General features: G+C 62.4%; 21 protein-coding genes. 9 read left to right on the top strand and 12 right to left on the bottom strand.

Annotated features, from left to right (window positions below; translation table 11 throughout):
- Nucleotides 1–61 precede the first annotated feature (61 nt).
- Together NKI59_RS19410 and NKI59_RS19405 are read left to right on the top strand one after the other, a co-directional pair.
- Nucleotides 62–523 (top strand): MaoC family dehydratase, encoded by a 462-nt coding sequence (locus tag NKI59_RS19410; protein ID WP_023678443.1) that lies wholly within the window; start codon nt 62–64, stop codon nt 521–523.
- Nucleotides 520–990, top strand: a complete 471-nt coding sequence (locus NKI59_RS19405; RefSeq protein WP_023678444.1) for a MaoC family dehydratase — start codon at nt 520–522, stop codon at nt 988–990. Before NKI59_RS19410 ends, NKI59_RS19405 begins: the two co-directional genes overlap by 4 nt.
- A gap of 43 nt (nt 991–1033) precedes the next feature.
- Here the strand turns inward: NKI59_RS19405 and NKI59_RS19400 are convergent, their stop codons facing one another.
- The 4 genes from NKI59_RS19400 to petA form a co-directional block, all read right to left on the bottom strand.
- On the bottom strand, nt 1034–1579 hold the full coding sequence (locus tag NKI59_RS19400) for an adenine phosphoribosyltransferase (protein WP_254819181.1): 546 nt from the start codon (nt 1577–1579) through the stop codon (nt 1034–1036).
- A 214-nt stretch (nt 1580–1793) separates the two neighbouring features.
- Nucleotides 1794–2666 carry a cytochrome c1 gene (locus NKI59_RS19395; protein WP_023679477.1) on the bottom strand — a complete coding sequence of 291 codons (873 nt, stop codon included), beginning with the start codon at nt 2664–2666 and terminating at the stop codon, nt 1794–1796.
- Nucleotides 2667–2754: 88 nt separating this feature from the next.
- Nucleotides 2755–4056: a cytochrome b gene (locus NKI59_RS19390; protein ID WP_352450515.1), complete on the bottom strand. Its 1302-nt coding sequence runs from the start codon at nt 4054–4056 to the stop codon at nt 2755–2757.
- 17 nt (nt 4057–4073) lie between these two features.
- Complete coding sequence (gene petA / locus NKI59_RS19385) at nt 4074–4634, bottom strand: ubiquinol-cytochrome c reductase iron-sulfur subunit (protein ID WP_023719206.1); 561 nt, start codon at nt 4632–4634, stop codon at nt 4074–4076.
- Nucleotides 4635–4915: 281 nt separating this feature from the next.
- Between petA and NKI59_RS19380 the strand changes: the two genes are divergently transcribed.
- Nucleotides 4916–5260: a cupin domain-containing protein gene (locus NKI59_RS19380; RefSeq protein WP_352706239.1), complete on the top strand. Its 345-nt coding sequence runs from the start codon at nt 4916–4918 to the stop codon at nt 5258–5260.
- Nucleotides 5261–5287: 27 nt separating this feature from the next.
- On the opposite strand, the gene NKI59_RS19375 is transcribed toward NKI59_RS19380, so the two are convergent.
- Genes NKI59_RS19375 through NKI59_RS19360 form a run of 4 tightly spaced genes read right to left on the bottom strand, consistent with a single transcriptional unit; the run spans nt 5288 to nt 9959 of the window.
- Nucleotides 5288–5602, bottom strand: a complete 315-nt coding sequence (locus tag NKI59_RS19375; RefSeq protein WP_023679480.1) for a DUF6665 family protein — start codon at nt 5600–5602, stop codon at nt 5288–5290.
- Nucleotides 5603–5626: 24 nt separating this feature from the next.
- The gene (locus tag NKI59_RS19370; protein WP_352645076.1) at nt 5627–7507 is read right to left on the bottom strand and encodes an ABC transporter ATP-binding protein; all 1881 of its coding nucleotides are present in this window, start codon (nt 7505–7507) and stop codon (nt 5627–5629) included.
- Nucleotides 7504–9393 carry an ABC transporter ATP-binding protein gene (locus NKI59_RS19365; RefSeq protein WP_352706096.1) on the bottom strand — a complete coding sequence of 630 codons (1890 nt, stop codon included), beginning with the start codon at nt 9391–9393 and terminating at the stop codon, nt 7504–7506. Before NKI59_RS19365 ends, NKI59_RS19370 begins: the two co-directional genes overlap by 4 nt.
- Nucleotides 9394–9419: 26 nt before the next feature.
- Nucleotides 9420–9959, bottom strand: coding sequence for a hypothetical protein (locus NKI59_RS19360; RefSeq protein WP_352706093.1), 540 nt, complete (start codon nt 9957–9959; stop codon nt 9420–9422).
- A gap of 283 nt (nt 9960–10242) precedes the next feature.
- Between NKI59_RS19360 and NKI59_RS19355 the strand changes: the two genes are divergently transcribed.
- The 3 genes from NKI59_RS19355 to NKI59_RS19345 all read left to right on the top strand — a co-directional run bounded on the left by NKI59_RS19355 (nt 10243) and on the right by NKI59_RS19345 (nt 11785).
- Nucleotides 10243–10701 carry a tRNA (cytidine(34)-2'-O)-methyltransferase gene (locus NKI59_RS19355; RefSeq protein ID WP_352450521.1) on the top strand — a complete coding sequence of 153 codons (459 nt, stop codon included), beginning with the start codon at nt 10243–10245 and terminating at the stop codon, nt 10699–10701.
- A 170-nt stretch (nt 10702–10871) separates the two neighbouring features.
- Nucleotides 10872–11315: a redox-sensitive transcriptional activator SoxR gene (gene soxR / locus NKI59_RS19350; RefSeq protein ID WP_023679485.1), complete on the top strand. Its 444-nt coding sequence runs from the start codon at nt 10872–10874 to the stop codon at nt 11313–11315.
- Between the two features lie 119 nt (nt 11316–11434).
- On the top strand, nt 11435–11785 hold the full coding sequence (locus NKI59_RS19345; protein ID WP_156937440.1) for a hypothetical protein: 351 nt from the start codon (nt 11435–11437) through the stop codon (nt 11783–11785).
- 36 nt (nt 11786–11821) lie between these two features.
- On the opposite strand, the gene NKI59_RS19340 is transcribed toward NKI59_RS19345, so the two are convergent.
- Complete coding sequence (locus NKI59_RS19340; protein ID WP_023679487.1) at nt 11822–12079, bottom strand: hypothetical protein; 258 nt, start codon at nt 12077–12079, stop codon at nt 11822–11824.
- 103 nt (nt 12080–12182) lie between these two features.
- Between NKI59_RS19340 and hemF the strand changes: the two genes are divergently transcribed.
- The 3 genes from hemF (at nt 12183) to NKI59_RS19325 (ending at nt 14079) form a co-directional block, all read left to right on the top strand.
- Nucleotides 12183–13097 (top strand): oxygen-dependent coproporphyrinogen oxidase, encoded by a 915-nt coding sequence (gene hemF, locus NKI59_RS19335; protein WP_352469726.1) that lies wholly within the window; start codon nt 12183–12185, stop codon nt 13095–13097.
- 257 nt (nt 13098–13354) lie between these two features.
- Complete coding sequence (locus NKI59_RS19330; RefSeq protein WP_023679489.1) at nt 13355–13615, top strand: DUF1344 domain-containing protein; 261 nt, start codon at nt 13355–13357, stop codon at nt 13613–13615.
- Nucleotides 13616–13893: 278 nt separating this feature from the next.
- The gene (locus NKI59_RS19325) at nt 13894–14079 is read left to right on the top strand and encodes a DUF1059 domain-containing protein (protein WP_023679490.1); all 186 of its coding nucleotides are present in this window, start codon (nt 13894–13896) and stop codon (nt 14077–14079) included.
- A gap of 3 nt (nt 14080–14082) precedes the next feature.
- Here the strand turns inward: NKI59_RS19325 and NKI59_RS19320 are convergent, their stop codons facing one another.
- The 3 genes from NKI59_RS19320 to NKI59_RS19310 are packed head-to-tail and all read right to left on the bottom strand — an operon-like array spanning nt 14083 to nt 16623.
- Nucleotides 14083–15351 carry a CCA tRNA nucleotidyltransferase gene (locus tag NKI59_RS19320; RefSeq protein ID WP_352450523.1) on the bottom strand — a complete coding sequence of 423 codons (1269 nt, stop codon included), beginning with the start codon at nt 15349–15351 and terminating at the stop codon, nt 14083–14085.
- A complete protein-coding gene (locus tag NKI59_RS19315; protein WP_352706091.1) occupies nt 15348–15980 on the bottom strand; it encodes a CoA pyrophosphatase in 633 nt (210 codons plus the stop codon). Before NKI59_RS19315 ends, NKI59_RS19320 begins: the two co-directional genes overlap by 4 nt.
- Before the next feature lie 13 nt (nt 15981–15993).
- The gene (locus tag NKI59_RS19310) at nt 15994–16623 is read right to left on the bottom strand and encodes a DUF1285 domain-containing protein (RefSeq protein WP_352456465.1); all 630 of its coding nucleotides are present in this window, start codon (nt 16621–16623) and stop codon (nt 15994–15996) included.
- Between the last annotated feature and the right edge of the window lie 31 nt (nt 16624–16654).

Below are 16654 nucleotides of genomic sequence, written 5' to 3'. Positions count from 1 at the left end.
TGCCTGCATCCGGGACCCGGACCCGTAGCGATCGTACAATCCTGAACAGGATTTCCAGACCATGACCGCAAAGACCTGGGCTTATGAGGATTTTGTCGAGGGCGCTTCGCTCGACCTCGGCACCAAGCTGGTAAGTGCCGCCGAAATCATAGAATTCGCCGGTGAATTCGATGCCCAGCCGATGCATCTCGACGAGGCCGCGGGCCAGGCCAGCATTCTCGGCGGGCTGGCGGCTTCGGGTTGGCACACCTGCGCCATGTTCATGCGCATGCTGTGCGATGCCTTCCTGCTCGACTCGACCTCCCAGGGCGCGCCGGGCGTCGACCAGGTCAAATGGAAACGGCCAGTCCTGGCCGGCGACCTGTTGACCGGCAGCACCACCGTCCTTGCCAAGCGACTGTCCAGATCGAAACCCCGCCTTGGCTTGGTGACCATGCGCAGCGAGTTGTTCAACCAGCGCGGCGAAGGTGTTTTCGAGCTCGAAAACACCGTCATGTTCCTCACCCGCGAGGGCCGTGCGTGAGCCTCGACGAATTCTTCTGCATCGGTATCACCGTCACGCTCGGTTCACATCGATTCGAACCGGAGGCGATCAAGGCGTTCGCCCGCAAATACGACCCGCAGATATTCCATATCGACGAAGAGGCGGCGAGGAACAGCATATTCGGCGGGCTCTGCGCCTCGGGCTGGCACACCGCCGCCACCTGGATGAAATTGAACCTCGAGGCTGGCATAGAGGCAGAGGTCGCCCGCTGGCCCGGTCCTGGGCCGGTGCCGGAATTCGGCCCCTCGCCCGGCTTCAAGAATCTCAAATGGCCCAAACCTGTCTATGCCGGGGAAACCGTGACTTTCACCCGCACCGCGCTGGCCCATCGTCCCATCGCCTCGCGACCGGGCTGGCGGCTGCTGACGCTCCGCTCAGAGGCCTTCGATTCGACCGGCGACAAGGTCATCGAATTCGAAAGTGCCGTGCTGGTGAAGGTGGAGTGAGCGGAGTTCTTTCCCTCTCCCACAGGGGAGAAGGAAGAAACGCTCAATGCCCCTCAAACCCGATCAGCGTCCTCACCGGTACGCCGAGCGCCTCTAACCTCTCTCGGCCGCCAAGGTCCGGCAGGTCGATGACGAAGCAGGCGGCGAGGATATCGGCGCCGATCTGCCGCAATAGCTTGACGGCCGCCTCGGCCGTGCCGCCGGTGGCGATCAAATCGTCGACGAGGATTACCTTCTCGCCTGGAGAAACACCGTCCTTGTGCATCTCCATCTCGTCCAGCCCGTATTCCAGGCTGTAGGCGACGCGCACCGTCTCGTAAGGCAACTTGCCCTTCTTGCGGATCGGCACGAAGCCGGCCGAGAGCTGGTGGGCGATGGCGCCGCCGAGGATGAAGCCGCGCGCCTCGATGCCGGCGATCTTGTCGATCTTGAGGCCGGCATAGGGATGCACCAGCTCGTCGATGGCGCGGCGGAAGGCCCGCGCATTGCCGAGCAGCGTGGTGATGTCGCGAAACAGGATGCCCGGCTTGGGATAATCCGGAATGGTGCGGATCGCGGCAAGCAGCGTCTCTTCGAGCGAGGATTTCATCAAGCGGCTCTCCGGGCTATTCAGATTCGGGTGAAGACGTGAAAGGAATGGGCCAATCGTAACCCGGTGCCGCCAAGTCCGGCTACCGCCATGTGGCGCCTGACGGAAAATTGTCCGGCAATGGGACCTGCTCAGCGTCGGCTGCGATGAATCGACATGCCTGCAATGAAAAGGGCGCCTTTCGACGCCCTCGCATTCTCGTATATCGCAGGGCTCAGTGCGCCACGCCGGCCCACACCTTGCGTTTTGTCAGGTAGACCAGCGCACCGAACAGCAGCAGAAAGACCAGCACGCGAAAGCCGGTCTTCTTGCGGTCCTCGAGGTGCGGCTCGGCCGCCCACATCAGGAAGGCCGACACGTCGCGCGAATACTGGTCAACCGTCTGCGGCGCGCCGTCATCATAGGTAACCTGGCCGTCGGAGAGCGGCTTCGGCATCTTCAGCGACACGCCGGACAGGAAGTACGGATTGTAGTGCGTGCCTTCCGGTATGACCATGCCCGCCGGCGGCTGCTGGTCGTAGCCGGTCAGCAGCGAGTGGATGTAGTCGGGACCGCCCTGGGCATATTGCGTGAAGATGTCGAAGACGAAGCGCGGGAAGCCCCGTTCAACGCCGCGCGCCTTGGCCAGCAGCGACATGTCGGGCGGTGCTGCGCCGCCATTGGCCGCCGCCGCCGCTTCCGCATTGGGGAACGGCGCCGGGAAATGGTCGGACGGCTTGCCGGGGCGATCGAACATGTCGCCGGCATCGTTCGGGCCGTCGTGGATCGTGTATTCGGCCGCCAGCGTCTTGATCTGCGCATCCGAATAGCCAAGGCCTTCCAGCGTGCGGAACGCCACCAAATTCATCGAATGACAGGCCGAGCAGACTTCCTTGTAGACCTTCAGCCCGCGCTGCAGCTGGGCCTTGTCGTAGGTGCCGAACGGCCCGGCGAAGCTCCAGTCCATTTCCTTTGGTTCGTGTATCGGGAAATGCGTCGGCGCCGCCTCGTTGTGCGCCTCTTCCTGGGCGCGCGCTCCAGTGCCTGTGGCCCCAATGCCCGCGGCCACAAGGCCAAGCAGCGCCAGCGAGGTGAGAATCTTCTTCATGCAAATCCCCTTGAGATTCTCTGACGCGCTGTCATCGTCTCGAGCATGATCTTGTCCGAAAACCGGTTTCCACTTTTCGGGATCATGCTCAGCCTTTGGTTTCCGGCGCGGCCGTGGCGCCGGCGGGATGTCCACCGCCACCCTTGTTCTTCCCGAGCACCGCCTCGGTGATCGAATTCGGCAGCCGCCGCGGCGTCTCGATCAGCCCAAGTACCGGCAGCGCTACCAGGAAGAAGGCGAAGTAGAACAGCGTCGCCATCTGCGCCATGAACACATAGCTGCCCTCGGCCGGCTGCGAGCCCAGCCAGCCGAGCAGGATGGCGTCGGCCACGAACAGCCAGAAGAACAGCTTGTACCAGGGCCGGTAGACTGCCGAGCGCACCTTCGAGGTGTCGAGCCACGGCACCAGGAACAGCATAACAATCGCGCCGAACATGCAGAGCACGCCGCCGAGCTTGGAGTTGATGGGCCCGATATTGAAGGTGATCGCGCGCAGGATCGCGTAGAACGGCAGGAAGTACCATTCCGGCACAATGTGGGCCGGCGTCTTCAGGGGGTTGGCAACGGTGTAATTGTCCGGATGGCCGAGATAGTTCGGCAGATAAAAAACGAAATAGGCGAAGACGAACAGGAACACGATCATGCCGAACCCATCCTTGATGGTCGCGTAAGGCGTGAAGGCGAGCGTGTCGGTCTTCGATTTGACCTCGATGCCGGTCGGATTGTTCTGGCCGACGACGTGAAGCGCCCAGATGTGCAGCACGACGACGCCGGCGATCATGAACGGCAATAGATAATGCAGCGCAAAGAAACGGTTCAGCGTCGGATTGTCGACCGCGAAGCCGCCGAGCAAAAGCTGCTGGATCCAGTCGCCGACCAGCGGGATGGCGGTGAAGAAGCCGGTGATGACGGTGGCGCCCCAGAAGCTCATCTGGCCCCAGGGCAGCACATAGCCCATGAACCCGGTCGCCATCATCAAGAGGTAGATGATGCAGCCGAGGATCCACAGCAGCTCGCGCGGCGCCTTGTAGGAGCCGTAGTAGAGCCCGCGGAAGATATGGATGTAGACGGCGATGAAGAAGAACGACGCGCCGTTCGAATGCAGGTAGCGCAGCAGCCAGCCGGAATTGACGTCGCGCATGATCTTCTCGACTGAATCGAAGGCGAGAGTGCTGTCGGCCGCGTAGTGCATGGCCAGCACGATGCCGGTCAGGATCTGCGCCGCCAGCATGAGCGCGAGGATGCCGCCGAAGGTCCAGGCGTAATTCAGATTGCGCGGCACCGGATAGGCGATGAAGCTGTCATAGACCAGCCGCGGCAGCGGCATGCGCGAATCGAACCAGCGTCCGATGCCGGTCTTGGGCGTATAGGTCGAGTGTCCCTCGCTCATGGAAAATATCCCTTGCCTCAGCCGATACGGATCTTGGTGTCGGAAATGAACTGGAACACCGGCACCGCCATGTTCTCGGGCGCCGGCCCCTTCCGGATGCGGCCGGCGGTATCGTATACGGAACCGTGGCACGGGCAGAACCAGCCGCCGAAATCGCCTTCCTGGCCTAGCGGGATGCAGCCGAGATGGGTGCAGACCTGGACCATCACCATCCAGGCTTCCTTGCCCGGCGTGGTGCGGTTGGCGTCGGTTGCCGGGGCGTCGGCCGGCAAATTGGCGTTGCGGGCGATTGGATCCTTGAGCTCGGCGAGATTGACCGCCTCGCCGTCCTTCATCTCTTGCTCGGTGCGGTTGCGCACGACCACCGGCTTGCCCCGCCACTTCACAACGAGCGACATTCCTGGCGTCAGCGAAGATACGTCGACCTCAACCGAGGCAAGGGCCAGCGTCGAGGCATCCGGACGCATCTGATCGATGAACGGCCAGGCGACAGCGCCCGCGCCGACCACCGCCGCCATGCCAGTGGCGACGTAGAGAAAATCACGACGGTTGGGATCCTGGGTGTCGGTTGCGCTCACGGGTGCCTGATCCTTTCGCCTTTTCCGTGCCGGCGGCCGAGCCTTGTTCCCCGCTCAATCGCGCCGGCCCGACTGCGCATGGCGAACAGGCTAGCGAATTCCTCCGGCATTTGGGACTTGGGTTTATGCGTGAAGCCTGTTTTTGTCCAGACGGGTGAAGGCACAAGGGCAGATTGTCGCGGGGGCGTAATTCGCACGGCGGAACGATTGGAAAACAGCAGCAAAACCAAATGGCTGCGTTCGCCTCGACAGCTGGCGCTGGCCCGGTTTATCCTCGGCCTATGGCGCATGTCATAGACCGCGACAAATGGGCCGAAGCGCCCGACCGCTGGCAGGGCGAGCTGCAAGGCGGAGCTTACGGCTCCAACATCTGCCTGATCTTCAACTACCTGCCTGAGATCGGCGGCGGCCCCAGGCTGCACAGCCACCCCTGTTGCGAGATTTTTATCATCCGGACCGGGACCGGCCTGTTCACCGTCGGCGACCGGCAGATCGAGGCCACAGCCGGCCAGATCCTGATCGTGCCGCCGAACACGCCGCACAAATTCACCAATCTCGGGCCAGGCCCGCTGGAAACCACCGACATACACGAGAACGGCAGCTTCATCACCGAGTGGCTGGAATAACGCTTCCCAAACCAGTTCCGGTTCGGATCATGCGCTAGCGCCGAGCCTGGCCAGCACGGCCTTGGGAATGTTGTATTCCCGGATCACCGCGTCGTGCTTGCGCAGGCCGCAGAGTTCGCGCTGGATGAAATACCCGTGCACCGCTTCGGCTGCATCCCTGAGCAGCCGGGCACGGTCGACACTGTCGCAATTCTCGCGCAGCCTCGTCAATGTTTCCTCGACGCGCCGGCCGGCGCGGCCGAGCGCTGCCGCCTTTTCACCGAGGATTTCATGGCCAAGCAGGTCCAACGCGCTCTCCTGCGCGCCGGACCGTCCGAAATTCGATGGCATTCTCACCGCCATGATTTCACTCCGCTTTATAGAAAACTACTCCGCCGGCCGGGTCTCGGCCAACGCGCTCTCTTCGTTGAACAGGAAGCCGCCGGACTGCCGCTTCCATAGCCTGGCATAGAGCCCGTCCAGCCCGACCAGCTCGTCATGCGTGCCTTGCTCGACGATGCGGCCCTCGTCGAGCACCACCAGCCGGTCGAGTGCCGCAATGGTCGACAGCCGATGCGCGATGGCGATGACCGTCTTGCCTTCCATCAGCCTTGCCAGATTTTCCTGGATCGCCGCCTCGATGTCGGAATCGAGCGCCGAGGTCGCCTCATCGAGCACCAGGATCGGTGCATCCTTGAGGAAGACGCGGGCGATCGCCACGCGCTGGCGCTGGCCGCCGGAGAGCTTGACGCCGCGCTCGCCGACATAGGCCTCGTAGCCGATACGATCGCGATTGTCGCGCAGACCGAGGATGAACTCGTGCGCCTCGGCCTTCTTCGCTGCCGCGACCACCTCGGCGTCGGTCGCTTCCGGCATGCCGAGCTTGATGTTGTCGCGCAGCGAGCGGTGGAAAAGTGCCGTATCCTGGCTGACGACGCCGATATTGGCGCGCAGCGAATTCTGCGTGACCCTGGAGACGTCCTGCCCGTCAATGGTGATCTTGCCGCTCTCGAGGTCATAGAGGCGCAGGATCAGATTGACCAAGGTCGTCTTGCCGGCGCCGGACGGGCCGACCAGGCCGACCTTTTCGCCCGGCCGCACGACGAGGTCGATGCCGTCGAGCACGCCGGACCCCTTGCCGTAGTGGAACTCGACATTGCTGACGTCGATGCGCCCGCCGCCGACGACAATCTCTTTCGCGTCCGGCGCATCGGTCAGGCCGAGCGGCTGTGAGATCAGCGCCTTGGAGTTTTCCAGCACGCCGAGGTTCCGCAAGATGCCGTTGAGCTGCATCATCAGCCGGCCGAGCAGCATGTTCAGCCGCAGCACCAAAGACAGCGTGAAAGCCACGGCGCCGACTGTGATCGAGCCCTCGACCCAGAGATAAACGGCAAAGCAGGCGATCGCCGTGATCATAATGCCCGACAGCATCGTCAGTGCCATGCGCACGCCGGTCAGCCGGCGGGTGAACGGGCGCAGCGCGTCGAGATAGATGTCGAAGCCGTTCCTGATATAGCGGTCGTCGCCATCGGCCGAGAACAGTTTCAGCGTCTGCACGTTCGAATAGGAATCGACAAGGCGGCCGGTGATCATCGAGCCGGCTTCGGCGGTGGCTTCGGCATGCTTGCGGATCGCCGGCAAATAGCGCCTGGCCAGCAAGCCGAAGGCGGTAATCCAGATCACCACCAGCACCGCCAGCCGGAGATCGAGCCCGGCGACCAGCGCCAGCGTCGTCACCGTATAGACGACCATGAACCAGACGACCTCGATGAAGCTTTCCATCAGATCGCCGGTCGCCTGTCCCGCCTGCCAGACCTTGGTCGCGATACGTCCGGCAAAGTCGTTCTGGAAGAAGGCGTAGGATTGGCGCGAGACATGGCGATGCGCCTGCCAGCGCACCAGATTATAGAAACCCGGCGTGATCGTCTGCTCGTCGACCAGCGCCGACAGGCCGACGACGATGGTGCGGATGACCAGCACCACCGCGATCATGAAGACAAGTTCCGGGCCGGCGGCAGTCCACAGGGCGTGCCAGCTGCGTTCGCCGGGAAGCTGGTCGAGGATGTCGACCAGCCGCCCGACGAAATAGAACAGTCCGGCTTCGACTAACGGCGCGATGCCGCCGATCAGCAGCATGGCGAAGAAGGCGATCTTCGCCTGCCCGACATAATGCCAGAGGAAACCCCTGACGCCGGCAGGTGGCCGAAGGTCCGCAGGCTCCCGGAATGGATAGACCCAGTTCTCGAACCAGCGGTAGATGGCAGTCATTCGGCGGCTTCACCCTTGACGAGTGCATCGTTGGCGGCTGCATCGTTGGCAGAGGGGCCCTCGTCGAGCAGGAAGCCGCCCGACTGGCGCTGCCAGAGCTGGGCGTAGAGCCCGCCGCTGGCAACGAGTTCCTCATGCGAACCTTCCTCGATGACGCGGCCCTTGTCCATGACGACGAGCCGGTCCATGGCGGCGATCGTCGACAGCCGGTGCGCAATGGCGATGACGGTCTTGCCTTGCATCAGTCTGTAGAGGTTCTCCTGGATGGCCGCCTCGGCCTCGGAATCGAGGGCGGAGGTCGCTTCGTCGAGGATTAGGATTGGTGCGTCCTTCAGCATAACACGGGCTATGGCGATGCGTTGCCGCTGGCCGCCGGACAGTTTGACGCCGCGATCACCGACATGCGCGTCGAAACCCTTTCGACCGTTAGAATCCGACAATCCAGCGATGAAATCCAGCGCCTCGGCGCGCCGCGCCGCCTCGACCAGCATCTGGTCACTGGCGTCCGGCCGGCCATAGAGGATATTCTCGCGCACCGAGCGATGCAGCAGCGAGGTGTCCTGCGTGACCATGCCGATCTGGGCGCGCAGCGAGTCCTGCGTCACCGCCGCAATGTCCTGGCCGTCGATCAGGACCTTGCCGCTTTCGAGGTCGTAGAAGCGCAACAGAAGATTGACCAGCGTCGACTTGCCGGCACCCGAACGGCCGACGATGCCGACCTTCTCGCCCGGCTTCACCGTCAGCGACAGGCTTTCGATTACGCCCTTCTGCTTGCCATAGTGGAAGCGGATGTCCTCAAAACGGATCTCGCCCTTGGTCACGGCAATATCCTTGGCGCCAGGCCGGTCTTCGACGAGGCGCGGCAGCGAGATCGAGGCGATGCCGTCCTGCACCGTGCCGATATTCTCGAACAGCGTGGACATCTCCCACATGATCCATTGCGACATGCCCCAGAGCCGAAGCACGAGGCCGATGACCAGGGCGACGGCGCCGATCGTCACGGCTTGGCCGAGCCACAGCCATAGCGAGATTGCGGTGACCGAAAACAACAGCAGCGAATTCAGGACGTAGAGCAGGCCGTAGAGCTGTGTCACCAGCCGCATCGACCGGTAGACTGTATCGAGAAAGCCGGCCATACCGTCCTTGGCGAAGGATGCCTCGCGCCGCGCATGCGAGAACAGCTTGACCGTCTGGATGTTGGAGTAGCTGTCGACGACACGGCCGGTCATGGTTGAGCGCGCATTGGCCTGCTCCTCGCCGACCTTGCCCAGCCGCGGGATGAAATAGCGCAACAGCAGGACATATCCGGCAAGCCAGACGGCAAGCGGCGCAGCCAGCCGCCAGTCTGCCGAGCCGACAATGAACAGCATGCCGAGAAAATAGACGACGATATAGTTGAGCACATCGATGAGCTTGATGACGCACTCGCGCACCGCGAGCGCGGTCTGCATCAGCTTGGTCGCGATGCGCCCGGCAAACTCGTCCTGATAGAAGCTCATCGACTGCTTGAGCAGGTATCGATGCACCTGCCAGCGGATACGCATCGGATAATTACCCATCAGCGTCTGCTGGTTGAGCAGCGAATGGAACCAGACCGTCGCCGGCAGCGCGAAAACCACGATGAAGGCCATGCCGACCAGCTTCAAGCCTTCGGTCTGCAGGAACGTCTCGCGATTCTGTCCGGACAGCCAGTCGACGATCCGGCCCATGAAGCCGAACATCCACACCTCGGCAAGGGCGATGGCCGTCACCAGTACCGCATCGAGAGCGATGTAGGGCCACGCGCCGCGCGTATAATGCACGCAGAAGGCGATCAGTGTCCGCGGCGGCTCGACCGGCTCCTTGGCAGGGAACGGATCGAGCCTTTTTTCAAACCAGCTAAACATAGAGATGCTCACAATACTGTTTCCGCTCACGCGGCACGCGAACGGACGAGGTGTCCAGACCGCATGGCGTCAAGGACCGGCGATACGGAATCGTCCGCCTCGCCGGTCCTGCTTCGCGCTATATAGGTTGTCGCGGGCCTTTCGCCGACAGTCTCGTTTGACGATGCTGACGACGTTTTGACGATCCGGATTTTCGCGCTGGTTTTTGCACCAGGCCGGATCAGCCTGATGATCCGGCGCACCAGCGACGGCCGGCTATAGTCCGGAACGGCGCGCGAGAAATCGACGTCCGGCAGCATGCCGCGATGCGGACGCCGGCGGGTCTCGTGAACCGCCGTCGAGTAGGTCTCGCCGATCAAAAGCGCCCAGGTCGCAGTCTTGCGCTCGTGCAGGCTTCTTGAGCCGGGTATTCTACAGGGATCGAACATCGGTCCGTCCTCCAGTTGAAGATGCAGATAGAAGGGTGAACCAACCCAGGCCGCGGGCACGCGCGGCGCGGCAAAGGTGGCATCGGTCGAAGCGTGTTCAGGTGGGGCGTTCAGCCCCTTCCACAGCTTGAAAAACATCGCAGGATTCCTTCAAAGGCCGAAAAAGGTTTCGGCGGGAATCGGTGCGATTGAAGTCTAGAAGGTCAGGAGAATCGTCGTACCGAAACCGCCGTCGGGCTGGTAAGCCCACGAGAGGGGTGGTGGATGTGCATGGCCATCATGAATTACCCCTCCATCGGTTCGGGTTGACAATGCTGGCCGTATAACCGACTTCGCAGAAAATGACCACCCGCCAGTCCAGGAATTTCCAAAACCGCGAGAGCTCTGTGGCTGATCTGCCACTTATTAGAAAGACGCGGAAATGAACGACCGTCTCCGTATCGCGCTCTACCAGCCTGATATCGCCGGCAACACCGGGACAATCCTGCGCTTCGCCGCTTGCCTCGGTCTCGGCGTCGACATCATCGAACCGGCGGGCTTCCCGCTCGGTGACCGGGCGCTGAAACGCGCCGGCATGGACTACCTCGAAATGGCGGCGCTCACCCGCCATGTCGACTGGCACGCCTTCGAGGACTGGCGCAAGCTTGCCAAGCGGCGGCTGGTGCTGCTGTCGACCAAAGCAGCTGCCGCCTACACGGATTTCGCCTTTGCCGGCGACGACATTCTCTTGTTCGGCCGTGAATCCGCAGGCGTGCCGGACGCCGTTCACGAGGCGGCGGATGCGCGACTGATCATCCCGATGCAGCCCGGCGCGCGCAGCATCAACGTCGCGCTTTCCGTTGCGATGGTGGCGGCCGAGGCGATCCGGCAGCTCCGCTAGGATGTGTACGCGATCGCCGGCCGCAGCGACCAAGGCGTCGTCCTCACGCAACACTGCGTCCTCTCCGGTCATTCTCATCCAGACGCCCATCGCCTTCTCCTGCCGTTTGCATCTTCGAGGCTTCTTCGCTACAAGCTCAACTTAACTTGAGGTCAAGCGGAAAATCGGAGATGGCTGCGGCAACGGAATTAACAGTCGGCCAGGTGGCGATGCGCAGCGGCGTGGCGGTGTCGGCGCTGCATTTCTACGAAGCACGCGGGCTGATCCGCAGCCACCGCACATCAGGCAACCAGCGGCGTTATGGCCGCGACGTGCTGCGACGGGTGGCGATCATCAAGGTAGCTCAGGAGGTCGGCATTTCGCTGGCCGAGATCGGCACAGCCCTTCGATCATTGCCTGAAGGCCGGACGCCGACGCGCGAGGATTGGAACCTGCTTTCGACGGCTTGGCGCGATGACCTCGACCAGAAAATTAGTCAGCTCAAGAAGCTGCGCGACGGGCTGAGCGACTGCATCGGCTGCGGCTGCATGTCGATCGACAAATGTCCGCTGCGGAATAAGAACGACAGGCTGGCAAGGGACGGCGCGGGCGCCCGCAGGCTGGTCGTGCGTTGAAGCCATGACGGTCTGGACGGGTTCAGCGAACTTATCCTGTCCGTTAGTCACTATACAGTCTTGTGAAGTTCATGTGCCCGTGCTTGATACGCCCCTGCAACTAACCTTGGGGGGCAGAATTGAAATTTGCATACAAGACTTACGCCGCGTTGCTTGGCGCCATTGTGTTGGCTGGATGCATGCCGAGCGAAGGTGAATGGAATACGGCAAGGACTTTGGTTCAGGGCAGTCCTGCCATGTATAAGAAAGTGCTTACGGAATGCATCAGGCATTCGGAGCAATCGCCTCTCAGTTCGAAGCAGGAAGCTGGCAAGATCATGAATGTCAGCGCAGCCGCGGCGCCACGTGTCTGGTGCGGAAGAACCGTGCGGGCCTTCGCGAATGGGCGCCTGACGTATGCCGAGATGAAAAGAGCGCATCTTGGAACGGGCGACAGAAGCGTGTTTATCAAGATCGTTCAGGGCAGATGAACTAGCCCTGATACGTTCAGCCTCGAGACCGGAGCGTTAATCGGCCGCCGGCAGCCGCCTGATGGTGAATTCGATGACGTCGCCCGGCCGCTCGAACCAGCTTTCGATCTCGGTCCAATAGGCCTGCTTGGGAAAGCGCTCGAACCATTCCTTCGCCTTGAGACGAGCATCGGAGCGCGGCAGCACGAACGTCTCGCGCAGGAAGCCGTCGCGCGGCATGCGCGCGTTCTCGGCGCGCGAACGGTCGAGCCTCTTCTTCAGGCCATCCAGCGGCGGTCTTGCCGGGGTGCGCACGAAAGAACTCCATTCACAGTTGACCCTTGCACCCAAGAGATTAGGGATCGCGGCCGGAAAAGACGAGTCATTTGTCGGGCGCGCCCGCAACCGGAGACAGGATTTGCAACGACCCGAGATACCGGCGGGGCTGCCAGCCGACATCGAACAGAAGAAGACGAAGGCACGGCTGTGGTTCGAGACGTTGTGCGAGCGCATCTGTGCCAGCTTCGAGCAGATCGAGCAGGACCTGCAGGGGCCGCAGGCTAGCTGGTCGCCCGGCCGCTTCGAAAAGACGCCGTGGCAACGCGATGCCGGCAAGGGCGGCGGCGGTATCATGTCGATGATGCACGGCCGCGTCTTCGAGAAGGTCGGCGTCCACACCTCGACCGTCCACGGCGAGTTCTCGCCCGAATTCAGGAAGCAGATGCCGGGCGCCGAAGAGGACCCCTCCTTCTGGGCAAGCGGCATTTCGCTGATCGCCCATCCGTGGAACCCCAACGTGCCGGCCGTGCATATGAACACGCGCATGGTCGTCACCTCGCGCCAGTGGTTCGGCGGCGGCGCCGACCTGACACCGGTGCTCGACCGCCGCCGCAGCCAGGACGACCCCGACACGATCGCCTTCCACAGAGCGATGCAATTTGCCTGCGAGAAGAACGCGGCGATCGCCGACTACGTGAAATTCAAAGCCTGGTGCGACGAGTACTTCTACCTGCCGCACCGCGACGAGCCACGCGGTACCGGCGGTATCTTCTTCGACTGGCTGCATTCGGATGAGGACAAAGGCGGCTGGGACGCCGATTTCAACTTCGTCCAGGACGTCGGGCGATCTTTTCTCGTCGTCTACGGACATCTGGTGCGCGCCAACTTCAATGACAACTGGACCGATGGCGACCGTGACGAGCAGCTCATCCGCCGCGGCCGTTATGTCGAATTCAACTTGCTTCACGATCGCGGCACCATCTTCGGGCTGAAGACCGGCGGCAATGTCGCCTCGATCCTGTCCAGCCTGCCGCCAGAAGCGAAATGGCCGTAAAATCTCGGTGAGCACGACGTGAGCCGCAATCGGGTCCAAATCCCCAGAATTTGACGGCGAATGTGGCGCAAGGCGCGCCAGAAAATATCTTTTTCGTCTAATATACCATTGTAAAGATTGGGTTATTTGTCGCGTCGGGCCGGGAAACGCCGGCGGTTCTTTACTCCCGAGAGCCGCGACCCGACGTGACCGGACGGCCCATGATTGAATGGGGCACCTTTCCCAAGCGGTGCCCGCATTTTCCAGGAGAGCATGCCATGCGCAAGCTTATTATGACCGCAGCCGCCGCTGCCGTTCTCGCCTCTGGTACTGCCGCATTCGCTGCGGTCAAGCACACCACCGGCACGATCAAAAGCTTTGATGGAACGGCGATGAGCCTAGTTCTGGATAACGGAGCCACCTTTACGTTGCCCCAGACCTTCAAGGATCCTGGCCTGAAGGTCGGCGAAAAGGTCCGCGTCACGTGGGATATGAGCGGCAAGGATAAAATTGCCGAGGCAGTCAAGATCGTGAAGTGATGTCCTGCCCGCTGGAGCAAGACGAGGTCTTACTCCTGGGTGGCGTAAGAGGGCGGAGCAGCGATGCTCCGCCTTTTCGCAACCCGATCACCAGAGGGCCGCGTGTCGGCTTGGACGCACGGCACTCTAAGGCAACCAAAACCGTTCGATCGTGTTATGCTTAGCTGGCCAGCGTGTAGCCCGGACCGTACGCGGTTTCCGGATCGCGCAATCAAAGGTCTGGAGCTTCCGTGTCAGTGCGCTGCGCGGCGCTCCAAGGAGGAGATGAGGAGAAGCCGATGAAGGAATTCCATTGCGGGTCGCTCGTACCCGGCTGCGAGTGGCACACACGCGCCGAGGAGGAGGCTGAGGTCATGCGCCGTGCCGTCGAGCATCTGCGCGAGACGCACGGCGAGACGGTGATCCGCGAGACGATGATCGAGGCGATCCGCTCGCGCATCGAAAAGGTCCGCGACGCAGCGTGACAGTCAGGATTCGAGTGCCTCCGCGGCGCGCTTGAGCAGCGCGCCGCGATCAAGCGCAAAACCGGACTCGACCCATTCCTTTTCGAGATTCTTCAAGGTTGCACCAAGCTTCGGCCCCGGTGATGCGCCAAGCGTCGTCAGATCGGCGCCCTTGACCGGAAAAACAGGGTTTTGCCATTTTGCAGCGAAGGCAAGCAGGCGCGAGAAGCCGCCGGCTTCGAGCAGTGCGTCATTGTCCTCGACCGCGCGGGCTCGAGCGGAAGCGAGCAACAGCCGCAACCGATCGACAAAGCCTTGGCGGTCGCCAAAATAAAGCCTTTTCGCCAACTCTCCTTCGGTCGTTTTCGGATCGACGGCAGCTGTGATCGCCCAATTCCGCAGCCGGCTTGCTTCGCTCACGGAAAGCCTCAATCTCTCGGCAAGCGTTTTCATGCGCGCGGCATCCGGCGGCACGATGGCTTCCAGCCTGAGCAGCGGGTCCGGCGCCCAGGCCAGATCCTTCTCGGTCTTGGTCAGCCCGTGGATGGCATCGATGCCCCATTTCTCGCTTTCCGGCAAAACGGCGGTCAGAACGCCGGCCTGGCGCATCCACAGCAGCGCCCGCGACGGATCTGGCGCTGACAGCAATTTCTTCAATTCCCACCAGACGCGCTCGACCGAGAGCTGGTCGAGCCCCTGCTTCAGCCGGGCACAAGCCTTCAACCCTTCGGCATCCGGCCTGCCGTCGCCATACCATGCGAAGAAACGGAAGAAACGCAGGATGCGCAGATAATCCTCGCGGATACGCGCTTCCGGATCGCCGATGAATCGCAGCCTCCGCGCTTCGATATCGGCGATACCGCCGACCAGATCGACGACCGTTCCATCGGCTTCGGCATAGAGTGCATTGATGGTGAAATCACGCCGCTCAGCGTCGGCTTTCCAGTCGCGGCCGAACGACACTTTGGCGCGCCGGCCGTCGGTTTCGATATCGGCACGCAGCGTGGTGACCTCATAGGCCTTGCCGTGGCCGACCGCGGTGACTGTGCCATGCTCGATGCCGGTCGGTACCGTCTTGAAGCCTGCCGCCTCGGCGCGCCGGATGGTTTCCTCGGGCACCGTGGTGGTGGCGATGTCGATGTCGGCGACCGGCTGGCCGATGAGCGCGTTGCGCACCGCACCGCCGGCGACACGCGCCTCCTCGCCGCCATCAGTCAGCGCGGCGAGCAGGCGCTGCAGGTGGCGTTCGCCGAGCCACCCGGCCTTGCCCGCGATCGACACTGGATCGCTCACGAATAGAGCCTTTCATAAAGCGTACGGATGATGCCCGCGGTGACGCCCCAGATGCGCTGGCCGCCATAGGGCATCTCGTAATAGAACCATTCGAGGTCGTTCCACATGCGACTGTCTCTGGTGTGGTTGGCGGGGTCCATCAGAAAGCCCAGCGGCACCTCGAAGACGGCATCGACTTCGTCGGAATTCATCGTCAGGCTGAAACCGGGCCGCACAATCCCGAGCACCGGGGCGATGCGATAGCCGCTGCCGGAAACGTAGTCCGGCAGACGGCCGATGATCTCGATGTAATCACTATCGAGACCGATCTCCTCGGATGTCTCGCGCAACGCCGCCGCTTCCGGGCTCGCATCGGTTGGATCGATGGTACCACCGGGGAAAGCCACCTGCCCCGAATGGTTGCGAAGCTTTTCCGCCCGCCTGCTCAAAAGGACCGTGGCTTCATGGCCATGATCGACCACCGGGATCAGCACGGCGGCATCGCGCAGCGCCTTGGCCAGCTTCAGCCTGGGATGGCCCGGATTGAAGCGGTGGTCGCCAAAATCGTCGCCGGCATGCGCCAGCGGCTGCGCCGCGACGCGCTGGCGAAACCCGGCAGCGGAAAACGGCAACGGCATCACCTGATCCATCATAGGCGGTCCATCATGCGCTCAGCCGTTTCAGTTTCTCAGCCGGCATGATCGGATAGACCTCGCCTTTGGAACGGACGGCAAACATCGTCTTGCCACCGATGTCGATCTCTTCGCCGTGCTCGACCAGCTCGTACATCACCGGCCGTGCCACCAGCGCCTCCAGCCGCCCGCGCACCAGCACATAAGGCTTCAGGCCACCTGTCTCGTCCTCATCGACGAAGCGCAGCGGGTGTCCCGCCCCAGCCTCTACCACGTCGCCGACATTGGTGCGAAAGGTGACGATTTGTCCGTCGCCGGCGCCCGACACGTCCATCTCGACGGCAATGAAGGGCGCGTCGGCGACGCGGATGCCGACCTTTTCCACCGGCGTCACCAGGTAGGTTCTACCGTCCGCGTCCTTGCGCAGCACTGAGGAAAAAAGCTGCACCAGCGGCATCCGGCCGATCGGCGTTCCCAGATAGAACCAGGTGCCGTCCTGCTTGATTTCCATGTCGAGATCGCCGCAAAATGCCGGATTCCAGCGTTCCACCGGCGCCGGCCCCTTGCCAGCGCGCGTCGCGCGCGAGACCAGCGCCTCCAGCCCGCGCGCCTCGGTCGCGGCTGTCAGCCTCTCTTCACGATAGTCGGCGGCTTCCGTCATGGTCACGAAATAGTCACTGTTGTTCCGCTTG

Source organism: Mesorhizobium sp. M0598 (assembly GCF_040320865.1).
Taxonomy (GTDB): domain Bacteria; phylum Pseudomonadota; class Alphaproteobacteria; order Rhizobiales; family Rhizobiaceae; genus Mesorhizobium.
This window is presented reverse-complemented; position numbering and strand designations above follow the sequence as displayed.

Bases quoted from the DNA above. Each gene is read 5' to 3' on its own strand.
- NKI59_RS19410 (WP_023678443.1), top strand. From the start codon at position 62: ATGACCGCAAAGACCTGGGCTTATGAGGATTTTGTCGAGGGCGCTTCG.
- NKI59_RS19400 (WP_254819181.1), bottom strand. From the start codon at position 1,579: ATGAAATCCTCGCTCGAAGAGACGCTGCTTGCCGCGATCCGCACCATT.
- NKI59_RS19395 (WP_023679477.1), bottom strand. From the start codon at position 2,666: ATGAAGAAGATTCTCACCTCGCTGGCGCTGCTTGGCCTTGTGGCCGCG.
- NKI59_RS19390 (WP_352450515.1), bottom strand. From the start codon at position 4,056: ATGAGCGAGGGACACTCGACCTATACGCCCAAGACCGGCATCGGACGC.
- NKI59_RS19380 (WP_352706239.1), top strand. From the start codon at position 4,916: ATGGCGCATGTCATAGACCGCGACAAATGGGCCGAAGCGCCCGACCGC.
- NKI59_RS19375 (WP_023679480.1), bottom strand. From the start codon at position 5,602: ATGGCGGTGAGAATGCCATCGAATTTCGGACGGTCCGGCGCGCAGGAG.
- NKI59_RS19370 (WP_352645076.1), bottom strand. From the start codon at position 7,507: ATGACTGCCATCTACCGCTGGTTCGAGAACTGGGTCTATCCATTCCGG.
- NKI59_RS19365 (WP_352706096.1), bottom strand. From the start codon at position 9,393: ATGTTTAGCTGGTTTGAAAAAAGGCTCGATCCGTTCCCTGCCAAGGAG.
- NKI59_RS19360 (WP_352706093.1), bottom strand. From the start codon at position 9,959: ATGTTTTTCAAGCTGTGGAAGGGGCTGAACGCCCCACCTGAACACGCT.
- NKI59_RS19355 (WP_352450521.1), top strand. From the start codon at position 10,243: ATGAACGACCGTCTCCGTATCGCGCTCTACCAGCCTGATATCGCCGGC.
- soxR (WP_023679485.1), top strand. From the start codon at position 10,872: ATGGCTGCGGCAACGGAATTAACAGTCGGCCAGGTGGCGATGCGCAGC.
- NKI59_RS19330 (WP_023679489.1), top strand. From the start codon at position 13,355: ATGCGCAAGCTTATTATGACCGCAGCCGCCGCTGCCGTTCTCGCCTCT.
- NKI59_RS19325 (WP_023679490.1), top strand. From the start codon at position 13,894: ATGAAGGAATTCCATTGCGGGTCGCTCGTACCCGGCTGCGAGTGGCAC.
- NKI59_RS19315 (WP_352706091.1), bottom strand. From the start codon at position 15,980: ATGGATCAGGTGATGCCGTTGCCGTTTTCCGCTGCCGGGTTTCGCCAG.
- NKI59_RS19310 (WP_352456465.1), bottom strand. From the start codon at position 16,623: ATGACGGAAGCCGCCGACTATCGTGAAGAGAGGCTGACAGCCGCGACC.